The 15,560-nt window shown below is 56.7% G+C and carries 14 protein-coding genes; 8 read left to right on the plus strand and 6 right to left on the minus strand.

Annotation, left to right across the window (positions count from 1 at the left end; all coding sequences use genetic code 11):
• Positions 1–4 precede the first annotated feature (4 nt).
• Positions 5–1,357 carry a GntP family transporter gene (locus CTZ24_RS15785; RefSeq protein WP_208724018.1) on the plus strand — a complete coding sequence of 451 codons (1,353 nt, stop codon included), beginning with the start codon at positions 5–7 and terminating at the stop codon, positions 1,355–1,357.
• Positions 1,358–1,390: 33 nt separating this feature from the next.
• On the opposite strand, the gene sbcB is transcribed toward CTZ24_RS15785, so the two are convergent.
• Positions 1,391–2,812 carry an exodeoxyribonuclease I gene (sbcB, locus tag CTZ24_RS15790; protein ID WP_208724019.1) on the minus strand — a complete coding sequence of 474 codons (1,422 nt, stop codon included), beginning with the start codon at positions 2,810–2,812 and terminating at the stop codon, positions 1,391–1,393.
• A 196-nt stretch (positions 2,813–3,008) separates the two neighbouring features.
• On the opposite strand from sbcB, the gene dacD reads away from it, so the two are divergent.
• The 4 genes from dacD to tmaR all read left to right on the plus strand — a co-directional run bounded on the left by dacD (position 3,009) and on the right by tmaR (position 6,405).
• A complete protein-coding gene (gene dacD / locus CTZ24_RS15795; protein WP_208724020.1) occupies positions 3,009–4,175 on the plus strand; it encodes a serine-type D-Ala-D-Ala carboxypeptidase DacD in 1,167 nt (388 codons plus the stop codon).
• Between the two features lie 56 nt (positions 4,176–4,231).
• The gene (locus CTZ24_RS15800; RefSeq protein WP_021185927.1) at positions 4,232–4,693 is read left to right on the plus strand and encodes a GyrI-like domain-containing protein; all 462 of its coding nucleotides are present in this window, start codon (positions 4,232–4,234) and stop codon (positions 4,691–4,693) included.
• Positions 4,694–4,864: 171 nt separating this feature from the next.
• Positions 4,865–5,923 carry an FUSC family protein gene (locus tag CTZ24_RS15805; protein WP_021185925.1) on the plus strand — a complete coding sequence of 353 codons (1,059 nt, stop codon included), beginning with the start codon at positions 4,865–4,867 and terminating at the stop codon, positions 5,921–5,923.
• Positions 5,924–6,084: 161 nt separating this feature from the next.
• Entirely contained in the window at positions 6,085–6,405 is a 321-nt protein-coding gene (gene tmaR, locus CTZ24_RS15810; protein ID WP_013509702.1) for a PTS system regulator TmaR, read from the plus strand.
• 103 nt (positions 6,406–6,508) lie between these two features.
• Here the strand turns inward: tmaR and CTZ24_RS15815 are convergent, their stop codons facing one another.
• Positions 6,509–7,567 carry a LacI family DNA-binding transcriptional regulator gene (locus CTZ24_RS15815; RefSeq protein WP_208724021.1) on the minus strand — a complete coding sequence of 353 codons (1,059 nt, stop codon included), beginning with the start codon at positions 7,565–7,567 and terminating at the stop codon, positions 6,509–6,511.
• A 90-nt stretch (positions 7,568–7,657) separates the two neighbouring features.
• On the opposite strand from CTZ24_RS15815, the gene CTZ24_RS15820 reads away from it, so the two are divergent.
• The gene (locus CTZ24_RS15820; protein ID WP_208724022.1) at positions 7,658–8,431 is read left to right on the plus strand and encodes a YdcF family protein; all 774 of its coding nucleotides are present in this window, start codon (positions 7,658–7,660) and stop codon (positions 8,429–8,431) included.
• 8 nt (positions 8,432–8,439) lie between these two features.
• Here the strand turns inward: CTZ24_RS15820 and CTZ24_RS15825 are convergent, their stop codons facing one another.
• From CTZ24_RS15825 to CTZ24_RS15835, 3 genes are read right to left on the minus strand one after another with little or no spacing between them, the layout of a single operon-like run.
• Positions 8,440–9,420, minus strand: a complete 981-nt coding sequence (locus CTZ24_RS15825; protein WP_021185922.1) for an NAD(P)H-quinone oxidoreductase — start codon at positions 9,418–9,420, stop codon at positions 8,440–8,442.
• A gap of 17 nt (positions 9,421–9,437) precedes the next feature.
• The gene (locus CTZ24_RS15830) at positions 9,438–9,770 is read right to left on the minus strand and encodes a carboxymuconolactone decarboxylase family protein (protein ID WP_021185921.1); all 333 of its coding nucleotides are present in this window, start codon (positions 9,768–9,770) and stop codon (positions 9,438–9,440) included.
• A 10-nt stretch (positions 9,771–9,780) separates the two neighbouring features.
• The gene (locus CTZ24_RS15835; protein WP_208724023.1) at positions 9,781–11,220 is read right to left on the minus strand and encodes an NAD-dependent succinate-semialdehyde dehydrogenase; all 1,440 of its coding nucleotides are present in this window, start codon (positions 11,218–11,220) and stop codon (positions 9,781–9,783) included.
• 116 nt (positions 11,221–11,336) lie between these two features.
• Between CTZ24_RS15835 and CTZ24_RS15840 the strand changes: the two genes are divergently transcribed.
• Positions 11,337–12,263, plus strand: coding sequence for a LysR family transcriptional regulator (locus CTZ24_RS15840; protein WP_208724024.1), 927 nt, complete (start codon positions 11,337–11,339; stop codon positions 12,261–12,263).
• An 86-nt stretch (positions 12,264–12,349) separates the two neighbouring features.
• Here CTZ24_RS15840 and CTZ24_RS15845 read toward each other — a convergent pair whose 3' ends face one another.
• Positions 12,350–13,261 carry a ketopantoate reductase family protein gene (locus CTZ24_RS15845; RefSeq protein ID WP_208724025.1) on the minus strand — a complete coding sequence of 304 codons (912 nt, stop codon included), beginning with the start codon at positions 13,259–13,261 and terminating at the stop codon, positions 12,350–12,352.
• A gap of 202 nt (positions 13,262–13,463) precedes the next feature.
• On the opposite strand from CTZ24_RS15845, the gene fusA reads away from it, so the two are divergent.
• A complete protein-coding gene (gene fusA, locus CTZ24_RS15850) occupies positions 13,464–15,560 on the plus strand; it encodes an elongation factor G (protein WP_208724026.1) in 2,097 nt (698 codons plus the stop codon).

Below are 15,560 nucleotides of genomic sequence, written 5' to 3' on the forward strand. Positions count from 1 at the left end.
TATCATGTCAACCGCGTTGTTGTTAACCATCGCTGTCGCCAGCATTGTGATCCTGCTGCTGCTGGTGATTAAAGCCAGAGTTCATCCGTTTGTCGCTCTGTTGATTGTCAGCCTGCTGGTGGCGATTGCTACCGGAATCCCGGCGGAAAAAATCATGGAGACCATTTATAGCGGCATGGGCAGCCTGCTGGGACATATCACCATTATTATCGTGCTGGGGGCGATGCTCGGCGCAGTGATTGAAGCCTCTGGCGGCGCGGAGTCGCTGGCCCAGCGTTTCAGTAAAACGCTGGGTATGAAACGTACCGTCGCTGCGCTGACAATGGCGGCATTTATCCTCGGTATTCCGGTATTTTTCGAAGTGGGCTTTATCATCGTTATCCCGCTTATTTACGGTTTCACCAAAGTGGCACGCGTCTCGCCCGTGAAATTTGGTCTGCCGATGGCCGGTGTGATGTTGACGGTGCATGTGGCATTGCCAACCCATCCAGGGGCGGCGGCAGCGGCGGGCATACTGCATACCGATATGGGCTGGCTGATGATGCTCGGCATTCTGATCTCCATCCCGGTCGGCATTGTTGGTTACTACGTGGCGAAAATGATGAATCGCCGTCAGTACCATCTGTCCGTTGATGTACTGGAACAATTGCAACTGGCAAAACCAGAAGGGACGACCAGCACCCAGGAAACCCCTCCGGGCGCGATGACCATTGCTGGTTTGATCGTGGTGCCGATTGTATTAATTGTGCTGGGTACCCTGTCACACTCCATGCTGGCTGAGGGCAGTGTTTTACGGTCAATTATGACCGTCATCGGCACCCCACCGATTGCGCTGTTGATTGCCCTGGCGTTGGCAGCATGGTTGCTCGGCGTGCGTCGTGGCTGGAGCAAGGACAAACTGGAAGATTTGACCGGCCGCGCTATCCCCAGTTCCGCCAGTGTCATTCTGGTCGCCGGCGCGGGTGGCGCTTTTGGTAAAGTGCTGGTCGAGTCAGGCGTGGGCAAAGCGCTGGCGGTAACGCTGGAGACACTCCACCTGCCATTGGTTCCGGCCGCATTTATTCTGTCGCTGGCGCTGCGTGCGTCGCAGGGTTCCGCCACCGTGGCAATTCTCACCACCAGCGGCCTGCTGAGTCAGGCGGTCGGTGATGTCACCGATATGCAGCGTGTGCTGGTGACGCTGGCAGCCTGTTTTGGTGGCCTCGGCTTGTCACATGTAAATGATGCCGGATTCTGGGTAGTGACCCGTTATCTGGGGCTGTCAGTCGCCGATGGCCTGAAGACCTGGACAGTCCTGACCACATTGATGGGGCTGAGCGGTTTTGCACTGACCTGGCTGGTGTGGGCGTTGATCTAACTGAGGTGAGAGCGGGCATCCGCCCGCTCTTGATTAAGAAACCAGCTCCTGCGCGTACAAATACAGCGCTTTCAACAAACCCAGCTTCTCCGCATTCCCTTCATGCAAACTCGCCAACGACTCCAGCTCCAGCAGAAACGCCTGCACGCGTTCAGCATTCAGCGCTTCGCGACGATGCTGTAACCAGCGTTGCTGCTCGGCGTCATCCAGCGTGCCGGGGAAATTGCGCGCCCGATAGCGAAACAATAACTTCGCGATACGCTTGTCATCAAAGGTTAAGTCCAGCGCGGGTAAATTCTGCGGCGGTGTCTGGCGCACGATATTCATCGCTGCACGATCGGCATCGCTGAAAAATCCGTTGTAGAGCTGTGCATCCACATCATCCGAGGGGGTAAAAGGCTCAGCTTCGGCAAACAACGTCACCACTTTTTCGCGCACTTCCGCATGCTGGCGCAGCAGGGCGAGGTTGGCGAGGCAGTGCTGACGATCGATATTCAGGCGTTCCGCATCTTCCGGGCGCAGGGTATTCGCCGGGGCCAGCACCGGGCATTTGTTGATATGCACCAGTTTGATGGGCACCGCCGCGAGGTCGCCCAGCGCGGTGTGGCGGGTATACAGCCGCTCACGCAATTCATCTGGCGACAGCGTCAACAGCGTGCTCATATCCCCCGCCAAATCAGCCACAATCAGCGCGTTACGGTTATCCGGATGCCACGCCAGCGGCACGACCCAACTGGTATTGCCGCGTGCCGCACCAAACATTCCCGAAACGTGCACCAGCGGCTTCATTTGCGGAATATCGATCAGCGTCATCAGTTTCTGTTTATTACGATGAGTAAACAGGAACTCAAACAATTTTGGTTGTTTCTCTTTGACCAGCTTCGCCATCGCTAATGTGGCGTAAACGTCAGACATCGCATCATGCGCCTGCTCGTGTGCCACGCCATTGGCTTTGGTCAGATGTTCCAGCTTAAAGCTGGGGAAGCCGTCATCATTTTCCGGCCAGACAATGCCTTCCGGGCGCAATGCATAGCAGGCACGCATCACATCAAGCAGATCCCAGCGTGAATTGCCGTTCTGCCAGCTCCAGCCATAAGGATCGAAGAAATTACGATAGAAAATGTTGCGGGTGACTTCGTCATCAAAACGCACGTTGTTGTAACCCACCACGCAGGTCTGTGGCTCGCTAAACAGGCTGTGGATACGTTCGGCAAAGGCCGCTTCCGTGACGCCACGCGCCTGCGCGGTTTGCGGCGTAATGCCGGTGATCATCACCGCCTCCGGTTGCGGCAAATAATCATCCGCTGGCTGGCAATAAAACACCTGCGGTTCACCTGTGGCATTGAAATCTTTATCAGTACGCAGCCCGGCAAACTGCGCCGGTCGGTCGAGTGACGGGCTTTTGCCGAAAGTCTCGTAATCGTGAAACAAAAAGGTGAAGTCGGAGGCGGGCACGGCGTTATCCTGGCAATGGAAAAATCAACGCACAGGATAGTCGCCCGGCTGACACAGTACAACCTTCCTCCCGGGGTCTGCGTGCCAGCGCGCAGAATTTGTCCTCAGTTCATACTTTTTTTCAATTTATTCAAACCTCTTAAAGCCATTTGCCGTAAAACGTGCGGCGGTAAATTCATTTTTTGAGGAAGAAGTGTTGAAAAGGCGTCTGCTGGTTACTGTTTCTGGAATGATTGTTTGGGCATCGCTGGCGCAGGCTGACGACAGCATGCCGTTCCCCCTGACGCCTCCGGCGATTGATGCGGCTTCCTGGGTACTGATGGACGCCACAACCGGACAGATTCTCACCGCCGGGAATCCCGATGAGGAGCGCAACCCCGCCAGCCTCACCAAGCTGATGACTGGCTATGTGGTGGATCGTGCCATCGACCAACACAAAATCAGCCGTGACGATGTGGTGACGGTGGGTAAAGATGCCTGGGCGGCCGGCAACCCGGTATTCAAAGGTTCCTCGCTGATGTTTCTCAAACCCGGCGATAAGGTCACGGTACGTGATCTGAGCCGTGGCGTGATCATCGATTCCGGTAACGATGCCTGTGTGGCGCTGGCCGACTACGTCGCGGGCAGCCAACAAAACTTTGTCACCATGATGAACAGCTACGTGCAAAAGCTCGGCCTGACCCATACCCATTTTGAAACCGTCCACGGTCTGGATGCACCCGGTCAGCACACCACCGCGCGCGACCTGGCGGTACTGTCACGCGCCATCATCAGTGGCGAACCCGATTTCTATGCCATGTACAGCGAGAAAACCCTCACCTGGAACGGTATTACGCAGAACAACCGCAACGGATTGCTGTGGGATAACAACCTGCACGTCGATGGCCTGAAAACCGGCCACACCGAAACCGCCGGTTTTAACATCATCGCGTCAAACATCGTTGGTCAGCATCGGCTGATTGCGGTGATCATGGGCGGCAAAAGCTCCAAAGGGCGTGAAGAACAGGCGCGTAAGCTGCTGGTCTGGGGACAAAATAACTTCGACACCGTCCAGTTGTTCCATGCCGGGAAAAAAATCGGCACGGAAAACGTCTGGTACGGCAATCCGCATCAGGTTGATGTCGGTACCACCCAGGATATCTACCTGTCACTGCCGCGCGGCGAAGTGCAAAACGTTAAAGCCAAATACGTTATCGATCGTAAGGATCTGGAAGCGCCGTTAAAGGCCAATGAACAGATCGGCGAGATTCAGGTGATGGACAAAGATAAACAGCTGGCGAGCTATCCGCTTTACGCGCTCAACGCGGTCAATAAAGCGGGTATCGTGACGCGCATTGAAGATTACCTGAAGCAAAAACTGTAAGCATGAACTAACTTCGGTATCAGTGCCGTAGAGTGTCGCTGATATCGAGGTCAATCATGAAAACATCTGTTGTTGAACGTCCGGCGCAACACTGGGTCGGCTATCATCTGCAAGGTCCGTGGCAGGAGACGGTGCCACAGGGCTTTGCTCAGCTTAAAGTCTGGGCCGCGCGTCACGGCCTGTCAGGCGAGTGGATGGCCATTTATTATGGTAATCCGCAGGAGCTGCCCCCGGAAGAACTCAGGGTAGAAACGGTGCTGACCGTCCCGGCCGATTATGCGCTGGCAGCGGGTGGCGATATTCAGCATGGCACTCTGGCCGGCGGCCATTATTTCCACACCTGCACGGAAGTACTGAACAACGATTTCTTCGCGGCCTGGAATGAATTTTTTGCACAATTGCAGGCGCGCAGTGACTGGCAGGTGGATAATCGTCCCTGTTATGAACACTATCTTTCGGATGGATCGCAAAGTGGTAACTGGCTACTGAACATGTACATCCCGGTTCGGCCCCGCTAAAAAAGGGGCTGGCGTTACATCTATGTTTCTATTGGGGAAATTTGATGTTGCGTTGATGTTGATTTTTGTAAGCAGTGGTCAAAAAGTCAGGAAAAACGCGTGTCAGGTGTTAAGGGATCTGGTTTCGCCAGGGTAACATAGCGCGCAAAATTTTCCCGCACCCGGATAATCATGTTACGCGCTGACAAGCCCATTTCGTCGATTGAGTTCTGGTTCTACCGCCACTATCGCGCCGTACACGGCGTGCGTATCGCTATCGCTTTTGTCCTGAGCTTTTTGTTTGTCCGTCTGACGGACATTCCGGAAGGCACCTGGCCACTGATTACGCTGGTGGTGGTGATGGGGCCAATCTCGACCTGGGGTAATGTCTTTCCGCGCGTAGTACAGCGCATCATTGGCACCTTTGCCGGGGCGATCTCCGGATTGATCGCGCTGAAGCTGGAGTTGATATCCTTGCCCGTGATGTTGGTGTGGTGTTTTGCGGTGATGGTGATTTGTGGTTATCTCACCCTCGGCAAACATCCGTATATGGCGTTGTTAATTGGTATCACCCTCAGCGTCGTGGTTGGCGCACCGGCAGGGGATTTCACCGTCGCGTTATGGCGTGGTGGCGATGTGATTCTCGGATCGCTAATGGCGCTGCTGTTTACTGCTATCTGGGCGCAGCGCGCTTATACCCACTGGCGCATCCAGTTGTCGGACGCCTTTATCAGCATGGCGAAAATTCATCATACCGGCTTCTCAGCTAACCTGGTGGATAAGCCGCGCCTGAACAAACCGTTCCAGAAGCTACTCACCAATGTGATCAAGATGCGTGCCTTGTTGGAACCCGCCAGTAAAGAGACACGCATTCCCAAATCGGTGTTTGAAGCCATTCAGACCATTAACCGTAATATGGTTAACACCATGCAGATGCAAATTGATGCGTGGTGGGCGTCACGCGAAAGCCACTATTTGCTGCTCAACGCACCGACCCTGCGCCGCACGCAGCAAATGACGGAAAACACCCTGAACGCACTGGCGGCGTTAATGGTGAAAGGGGAGACGGAGCAGGTGACAGCCAACAGCCACGAGCTGGGCAGCATCATGCAGGAGCTGGAGCAGTTGATTGCCACTGGCAGCAAGCAACTGGAAACCACCTCGATCTACGGCTACGTCTGGCTGAGTCTGGAACAGGCGCGTCAACTGGAGCGTATGACCGATCTGGTAAGGCTGGCGTTACGTAAATAGTTTTCCGGGGCAATGACTTAATGTGAATCGCCCTTTCTTTGCGCTAAGATAAGTGCCAGTCCGATTTTAGATGTGAGAATTGCTTACAGGGCTGGCAAGCCGCTAAGCTAAAGGTTATGACTATCTCGCCTGCTCAAGCAGGCCCTAAGAAAGGTGCCAACATGGAAAATGCCAAGCAATCATTTCAGGACGTTCTGGAGTTTGTGCGTATGTTTCGTCGTAAAAACAAACTACAGCGCGAAATTACGGATAACGAAAAGAAAATCCGTGATAACCAGAAACGTGTGTTGCTGCTGGACAACCTGAGCGAATACATCAAACCGGGCATGAGCGTTGAGGCGATTCAGGAAATTATCGCCAGCATGCGCGTGGATTATGAAGATCGCGTTGACGAATACATCATCAAAAATGCCGACCTCTCCAAAGAGCGTCGCGAGCTGTCGAAAAAGCTCAAAGCGATGGGCGAACCCAAACCGCAATAAGATTCAGGGGCCATTTGGCCCCTGAATTTTTTGCCGATACTGCACTCACTAACATATTGCACATCTCCCTCTACCGTCTTGCGGGAGAGGGCCGGGGTGAGGGTTAGTTGCGCATTAGCCGCCGGGCCAGCGCCTGCAACTGCTGCGCCACCTCTGCCGCATCCAGCCCGTTTTGCTGCGGTGCAGCGGTGGTTTCCCGGATCACCAATTGGGTTTCCAGCGATGGCATTTCAGCACTGACGTCATTGAGCCGTGCCAGCAGGTGATCCACACTTTCCGCGCCCAACTGCTGTAAATCCTGACGCACCGTGGTGAGGGGCGGCTGGTACCAGGCGCTCTCTGCGGTGTCATCATAGCCAATCAACGATATTTCGCCGGGAATCCGCACGCCATGTTGGTGTAGCGCGCGCATCGCGCCCAGCGCCATCTGGTCGTTCGCCACCAACAGCGCCTGCGGCAGCGTGTGAGGCAACAAACTAAGTAAGGCCTGATAACCCGATGCCGCGCTCCAGTCCCCCTCCAGCACGCAACAGGCTTCCAGTTGATGAGCTGCCAGCGCCTGTTGCCAGGCCAGAAAGCGGCTGCGTGCCGAGGCGGAACTCGTCGGGCCATTCAATACGCCAATCTGGCGATGGCCGAGCGCCACCAGATGATCTACCGCCTGACGCGCACCGGACTCGCTCAGGAACTGGCATTGCGCTACCCCGGCATGGCGTTCCACATCAAGAAACAGCGCGGGTTTTGTGCCACACTGCTGCTGGATTTGCTCCGCTTCAGCCGCATCCAGCGGCAGGTTGATCAGCAGCGCATCGACCCGCTGGGCCAGCAGCTCATTAACCGTGTCCTGCGCATTGCCTGCGGTCATTGCAATCACCAGATGGTAACCGAGCGCCGTCGCGCGTTGCTGGATGGCGGAGGCAATCTGCGCCGGAGCCATCAGCGCCAGATCGCTGGTTGCCAGCCCCAGCGTGCGCGTGGCTTTACCTGCCAGTTGCTGCGCCACCCGGTTCGGCACATAGTTGAGTTGCTGCATCGCCGCTTCCACTTTGGCGCGGGTGCGGGGAGAAACCTGTGCGGCGCGGTTAAGCACGCGGGAGACAGTCTGGTAAGAAACCCCCGCCAGTTGGGCAACGTCATCGAGGGTTACGGAGCGCGAAGTCATTGATCTCTCCTGAAGATGAAGCTGCGAGTGTAGCAAATTTTTTCCCTTCGGCGAGGTCTTAAGCCAGGATGAAAACCTAAGGAGAACAGCATGAAGCTTAATGGTGAACATATTCAGGATATCAATGCGCTGGCGGCATGGCTGGCGCTGGATCATATTCCGCAGGAGGGTACGCTGGAGGCCGATTTAGCCATTCTGGCCGGACATGCGGTGCTGCCGAATATTGAAGGTGTGGTCGCACTGACCAAAAAATATCAGCTCCCTTTGCTTATCAGCGGCGGTATCGGTCACTCCACGCCACTGCTGGCACAAATGATGGCGGCGCATCCGTTGTACCGGCAAATCGCGACTCAGGGTAAAAGCGAAGCAGAGATGCTGGGCGATATGGCGCGTCTGTTTGCCGCGTTGCCGGACGACCAACTGTTGCTGGAAGATAAATCGCGCAACTGTGGCGAAAATGCGGCCTTCAGCCAGCAGTTATTAGACAAACTGGCGTGGCAGCCGCAGCGGGTGATTCTGGTGCAGGATCCGCTGATGCAGCGTCGTACCTGGGAAACCTTCCGCTGGCAGTGGCGCGATCGTGACGATGCGCCTGAGTTTATCAGCTGGCCGGTGTTTACCCCGCAGGTGATGATGGATGCCGGTATGCTGCGTATTATCGGCGCGCCACCGCAGGGGTTGTGGTCAATGGAACGTTTTCTGTCGTTGCTGATGGGGGAAGTGCAGCGTCTGCGTGATGATGAAAACGGCTATGGCCCGCGCGGCAAAGGGTTCTTCGGTCATGTTGATGTCCCGGATGCGGTCGAAGCGGGCTGGCAAAGATTGATGCGCCTGCCAGGGGTGCAGTCGCGCATCAATGGATAATTAACCTTCTACGCCGTCAACACGATTTTCCCGACGTTAAGGCCCTCTTCCATGCGCTGATGGGCCGCCGCTGCTTCAGCAAGGGGATAGACACTGTCGATAATCGGTGCCAGTCCCTCCTTGCCAAATTCGGATAACCAGCGTTCACGGAAGCGTTGTGACATCGCGTGTTTGACCTCCTGACTGCGCGATTTCATCACCGTGCCGAAAATTTGCAGGTGGCGATACAGCAGCCGATCCAGTGGAATTTTGGCATTTTCGATGCCGCCCATAATACCAATCTGCACCAGGCGACCGCCGAAGTTGAGCGCATTAACGTTACGTTCGAAGTAGGGCGCACCGATAAAGTCGAGGATCAAATCGACGCCGCGTTTCTCCGTCAGGCTGTCGACCACCGTGGCGAAATCCTCATGCACATAATCGATAACATAATCTGCCCCCATACGACGTACCAACTGATGAGCGCTGGCCTGGGCGGTGGTGATCACCGTTGCCCCGATGGCATGCGCCAGTTGTACCGCCGCACCACCCACGCCACCCGCCCCTGCATGGATTAACACCGTCTCGCCTGCCTGCAATTTACCGAGATTCACCAGCGCTTCATTGGCGGTGACAAACACTTCGGTGATGGCTGCCGCCTGGACGTAGTTCAGGCTGTCAGGGATCGGCATCGCCATGCGGTAATCAATGCGCGCCACTTCGGCGTAAGCCCCACCGCCAACGATACCCATTACGCGGTCACCGACCTTGTAACCGGAAACTTCGGCACCGACGGCAATCACATCACCGGCGATTTCCAGCCCCATCAGGGTGGAATCCCCGAAGTCAGGGCGGCCATAGCCGCCACGACGATGGGTGAGATCGGCCCGGTTAACCCCGGCGGCGCGGGTGCGCACCAGTAAATCCTGTGGGCGCAGAACCGGTTCTGCAACCTCGGTCAGGGTTAACACCTCGGCCGGTCCAAACTGATCAAATGTAATGGCTTTCATGGTCTTTTCCTTAATTATCAATTGCTCTGGTCATCGGCAAAGGTGGCGTTGGCATAGGCTGACGCGGTAATGGCGGCCGGGAAACCGGCATAAAACGCCATATGGGTAATCACGGCACTTAACTCGGTTTGGGTCAGGCCATTTTCGATACCACGGCGTAAATGCGCGGGCAGCTCATTGGCGTGGTTCAGTGCAATCAGACAGGCGATGGTGATCAGGCTGCGGTCGCGCGGGGCCAGATCCGCATCTTTCCAGACGTCTGAATACAGCGGCTGTTCAACAAAGTCCGCCAGTTTCGGGGTAAACGGACGAGCGGCAGCGCGCGGGCTGGTGAAATCAATCGGTTTCATGGTCATCTCCTTAAATCTGGCTGATAAATTTATTGGTCAGGTAATGTTCAATGCCTTCGGTACCGCCTTCAGAGCCGTGGCCGCTCTCCTTCATTCCGCCGAACGGCAACTCGGTCGCAATGATGCGGTACTGATTGATGCCGATCATCCCGGCTTCGAGGCCATCGCCGACATCAATGGCGGTACGGGCATCACGGGTAAAGGCATAGGCAGACAGTCCGTAGGGCAGGCGATTGGCTTCTGCCAGGCCGTCTTCCAGCGCGTCGAAGGGGCGCATCACGGCAATCGGGCCAAACGGTTCTTCATGCATGATGCGGGCGCTCATCGGCACATCCGCCAGCACGGTGGGTTGGAAGAAATAACCGGGACCCGCAATACGTTTGCCGCCGATCAGTACTTTTGCCCCCTGGGCGACGGCATCCGCCACCAGCAATTCCATCTTCTCCAGCTGACGTTGATTCGCCAGCGGGCCAACCTGCGTTCCTGCCGCCATACCGTCACCAATCACCAGCTTCTCGGTTGCGGCGACAAAGGCCGCGACAAAGCGTTCATATACCGGACGCTGGATCAGAAAGCGGGTGGAAGAGATACAGATTTGGCCGGTGCCACGGAAGCGATTTGCGGCGCCCCCGGTTGCGGCGGCATCGATATCGGCATCGGCAAACACCAACACCGGACCGTGTCCCCCCAGCTCCAGCGTGATGGGTTTTACCCCGTCGGCGGCACGTTCTGACAGTAGACGACCGACCGGAACCGAACCGGTGAAGGCCACCTTACGAATGATCGGTGAGGCGATGAGCTGAGAAGAGACTTTATCCGGTACGCCAAAGACAATTTGCAGCACCCCTTTTGGCAGGCCAGCCTCGTCGAGACAGCGCGCCAGCGCCAGTGCCGTTGCCGGGCTTTCCTCACCGGGTTTCAGAATCACGCTGCATCCCGCAGCCAGCGCGGCAGACAACTTGCGTGCCGGGGTGATAGCCGGGAAGTTCCACGGGGTGAAGGCGGCGACCGGGCCAATGGCCTGACGTTTCACCAGTTGCTGCACGCCGGGACGATTGGCGGGCACCACGCGGCCATGAATACGGCGGGCTTCTTCGGCGAACCATTCGAAGTATTCGGCGGCGCGCAGCACTTCATCACGGCTCTCGGTCAGCGGCTTGCCCTCTTCGAGGGTCATCTGCGTGGCGATATGCTCAGCGCGTTCACGCATCAGTTCCGCTGCACGCTTCATAATGCGCGCCCGTTCAGCGGGGACGGTGTGACGCCAGACGTCAAAGCTGTCACGCGCAACATCCAGCGCCAGCGCCAGGTCAGCTTCGGTCGCCAGCGGCAGGCGGCCAAGTACGTTGCCAGTCGCCGGGTTTACCACGGCGGCGGTATCGCGGTCGTCGGCGTTCAGCCACTTGCCATTGATGAACAGGTAAAGTGAATCATAAGTTGGGTTTTGCATGGTCTTCTTCCTCAGATGGATGATGTTGTTGATTTGCGTTGAGAAGAAGGTTAAGCCCGGCGAGCTTCGCTGATAAGATGGCCTTTCCCCACAACAGCTATGCAAGAAATGCACAGATGCAATCAGAGAAATTTGCCGAGTTCCTTGGCGTCTTCGTTGACGTCGCACGCGAGAGTAGTTTTTCCGCTGCTGGTCGGCGGCGTGGCCGTACCCCCTCGTCGATTGGTCGTCAGATTGATGCACTGGAAGCGCATCTTGATACGCCGTTGTTTCTGCGCTCCACCCGCCATCTCACCCTGACGGATGCCGGTGAAGCCTTGTTGATCCGTGCCAGACAGATTCTGGATTCGCTGGTGGATGCACAGCAGGAGCTGGCGTCGATGAAAGGGGAAGTCACCGGGATTTTGCGCGTGGCCTGCTACCCGACCTTTGGCAAGCGCTACGTGCTGCCGGTGATGGGGGAACTGGCCCGTCAGCACCCGGATTTACGGCTGGAGCTGGATCTGACCGAACGTCTGGCTGACCCGGTAGCGGAACGTCTGGATCTGGTGATCCGCATCGGGGATATGGCGGACAGTACCCTGATTGGCAGTCGCATTGCTGTTCAGACCCGCGTGTTGTGCGCCAGTCCGGCATATCTGGCGCAGCACGAGGGACCTGCCACGCTGGCCGATCTGGCCGCACATCGGCTGATCGACAAATTACATGGCTCCGACCTGTTGGGTTGGTCTGCGGTGCTGGGGCATCCGACACGGGCATCCAACACCGCACCGGTTTTTGGTTGTGATGATTTTGAAGGGATGCGTCTGGCGGCGGTGGAGGGACTAGGAATCGCTTATCTCCCCGATTGGGTGGTGGGGGAGGATATCAAGGCCGGGGTTTTGCAGCAGATTTTTCCTGAGTGGTCGGCACAGCCGCAGGCGGCAACCGGGATTTACGCGTTACGCGCGTTACGTCATCCCCCGGCTCGCGTCACCCTGTTTCTTGATGCCTTGCGCACCCGGATTGGCAATCCGGCGATCTGGTCAGTGCAGGATATTTAATGGGCGTAGCGGCGCGATTTATCGCGCGCCTTTGACCTTGTGCAGCAGGCAAAATGCGTGATAAATCGCGCCGCTACGGTTGGCGATTACCGGTTCTTCAGATACACCTGCAAATTAACATACACCGCATTCAGCAGCGGCGTAGCCACCCCGTTGCGCGTGGCGCGCGCCACCAGGTCACCGATGATCTGATCCGCCTCAATATCAAAGCCCTGGGTCAGGTCACGGTACATCGAAGAGGTCATTGGGGTGGCCGGATTATTCAGCGTCTCAAGAATCTTCGCCGTCACCGCCGGGCGCTCAAGATAGCCTTCGGCGCTGATCACCTTCAGCACTTCACCGAAGATGCCCTGCAACAACGCTTCCCCGCCCTGTGATGTCAGGATTTGCTGAGTATTGCCGCGCCCGAGGCAGCACACGGCTCCCAGCGTACTCAGCAGCAACCACTTCTCCCACAGCTCACTGCTGATGTTGTCGGCAAACACGGTGTTGAACTGCGCACCGCGCAACGTCTCATCCACCCGTTGCAGACGCGCGTCATTCACGCCGTTCAGCGCCCCGTAGAACAGGATATGCAGCGGCGTCATCTGCACCACTTCGCCGTTCTCACCGAGGGTGGCGTTGATTTTACACAGGCCGCCAATCACCTTGTCGCCAAAACGTTTTTGCAACGTATCGATATGCCGCATGCCGTTGAGAATTGGCATAATCAGGGTGTCAGGGCCGACAGCCGGGGCGATATCTTCCATCGCCTGCGCCAGACCAAAACTTTTTACCGTCAGGATAATCAGGTCATAGCTGCCGTCCAGCGTGCCGGCCTGTACCAGTTGCGGATGCAGGGTTTCGGTGCTGTCGGGGGTTTTCAGCACCATCCCGTTCGCTTTTAACTGCTGAAAACGGCGCTCGCGCACCAGAAAAGTCACATCACGTCCTGCTTGCGCCAGACGCGCACCGAAATACCCGCCGGTTGCGCCGGCGCCGACTACCAGAATGCGCATGGTTGTGTTTCCCGTTGTGAATGAGACCCCTACCTTAAAACGCAGCGCTGAGGGATGCCAGTGGACAAATGCGTATGCATGTAAAGGACTGATGAAAAACAGCTCAATCTGTTCGCATTTCTTCCTGCGCGAGGTCTAAGCTGATTGGCAACGGCGGGCAATGGTGCCCGCCTTTTTCCGTCGAACTGACTAAGGACGCATCATGCCCCGACCGCTACCCATCGAACGTTATCGCAATATCGGCATTTCCGCGCACATCGATGCCGGTAAAACTACCACCACCGAGCGCATCCTGTTTTACACCGGGATGAGTCATAAGCTGGGTGAAGTGCACGATGGCGCGGCAACCACCGACTGGATGGCACAGGAGCAGGAGCGAGGTATTACCATCACCTCGGCAGCGGTAAGCTGCTACTGGCCCGGTATGGATGGCAGCTTTGCGCCGCACCGTATCAACATTATCGATACCCCCGGACACGTCGATTTCACTATCGAAGTGGAACGTTCAATGCGTGTGCTGGATGGTGCCGTGATGGTGTATGACGCCGTGGGTGGCGTGCAGCCGCAATCAGAAACCGTCTGGCGTCAGGCCAACAAATATCATGTGCCGCGCATTGCCTTCGTCAACAAGATGGACCGCCAGGGCGCGGATTTCTTCCGCGTGGTGCAGATGATGAAAGATCGTCTGCACGCCCATCCGGTGCCGATTGTGATCCCGATTGGTGCCGAGGAGCACTTTACCGGCGTGGTGGATCTCACCAAAATGCGCGCCATTTACTGGGACGATGCCACGCAGGGTATGACCTTCAGCTACGCTGCGATCCCGGACGAATTACAGGCGCTGGCCGCCGAGTGGCGTGAAAATATGGTGGCTGCCGCCGCAGAAGCCAGTGACGCCTTGATGGATGTGTATCTTGAGCAGGGCGACCTGAGCGAGGAGCAGGTGATTGCCGGTCTGCGCCGGCGTACCTTGCTGAACGAGATCCAGCCGATGCTGTGCGGCAGTGCGTTTAAAAATAAAGGCGTGCAACGCATGCTGGATGCGGTGGTTGAGCTGATGCCGTCACCGGTGGATGTACCCCCGGTGGCGGGTATTGATGAGCACGGCGAACATGCTGAACGTCATGCTGATGATGACGAACCGTTCTCGGCGCTGGCATTCAAGTTGATGAGCGACCCCTACGTTGGCCAGCTGACTTTTGTGCGCGTCTATTCCGGCGTGCTGCGTAAAGGCGACAGCGTATGGAATGCGGTGAAAGGACGGAAAGAACGCATCGGGCGTATCGTACAAATGCAGGCGAACGATCGCATCGAGATCGAAGAAATTCGCGCCGGTGATATCGCCGCCTGCGTCGGCCTGAAAGAGGTCACGACCGGGGAAACCCTGTGTGACCCGAATGCGGTGATCACCCTGGAACGTATGGACTTCCCGGATCCGGTGATTTCGCTGTCGATTGAGCCGAAGACCAAAAGCGACCAGGAAAAAATGGGGCTGGCGTTGCAGCGTCTGGCGGCGGAGGATCCATCGTTCCGCCTGCATACCGATGAAGAATCGGGCCAGACCATTATTTCCGGTATGGGTGAGCTGCATCTGGAGATCATCGTTGACCGCATGAAACGCGAGTTTGGCGTGGAGGCCAATATTGGTCGCCCGCAGGTGACTTACCGTGAAACCATCCGCAAAACGGTACGCGATGTTGAAGGTAAGTTTGTGCGCCAGTCAGGTGGTAAAGGTCAGTACGGCCATGTGGTGCTGACGCTGGAACCGCAGCAGCCGGGGGGCGGATTTGCCTTCGAAGATGCCACCAAAGGCGGTGTGGTGCCGCGTGAATTTATTCCTTCGGTCGAGAAGGGGATTCGTGAAGCACTGAACAGCGGCGTGCTGGCGGGATATCCGGTGGTAGACGTCAAAGCCACCCTGACCTTTGGTTCGTATCATGATGTCGACTCATCCGAGATGGCATTCCGCATGGCCGCCATCTTCGGCTTCAAAGCGGCGGCAAAACAGGCCGATCCGGTGATCCTCGAACCGGTAATGCAGGTGGAAGTGGAAACCCCGGAAGAGTATGCCGGTAACGTGATGGGCGATCTCTCTTCACGCCGTGGCACCTTGCAGGGCATGGAAGAACGCTTTGGCGCGCGAATTATTCACGCCGAAGTGCCGCTGGCGGAGATGTTTGGTTACTCCACCACGCTGCGTTCGATGTCGCAGGGCCGTGCAACCTACAGCATGGAATTCAACCACTACGCCGAAGCACCGAAAAACGTCGCCGACGCGATCATCGCGGCACGGCATTAA

Source organism: Pantoea phytobeneficialis (genome assembly GCF_009728735.1).
GTDB lineage: Bacteria > Pseudomonadota > Gammaproteobacteria > Enterobacterales > Enterobacteriaceae > Pantoea > Pantoea phytobeneficialis.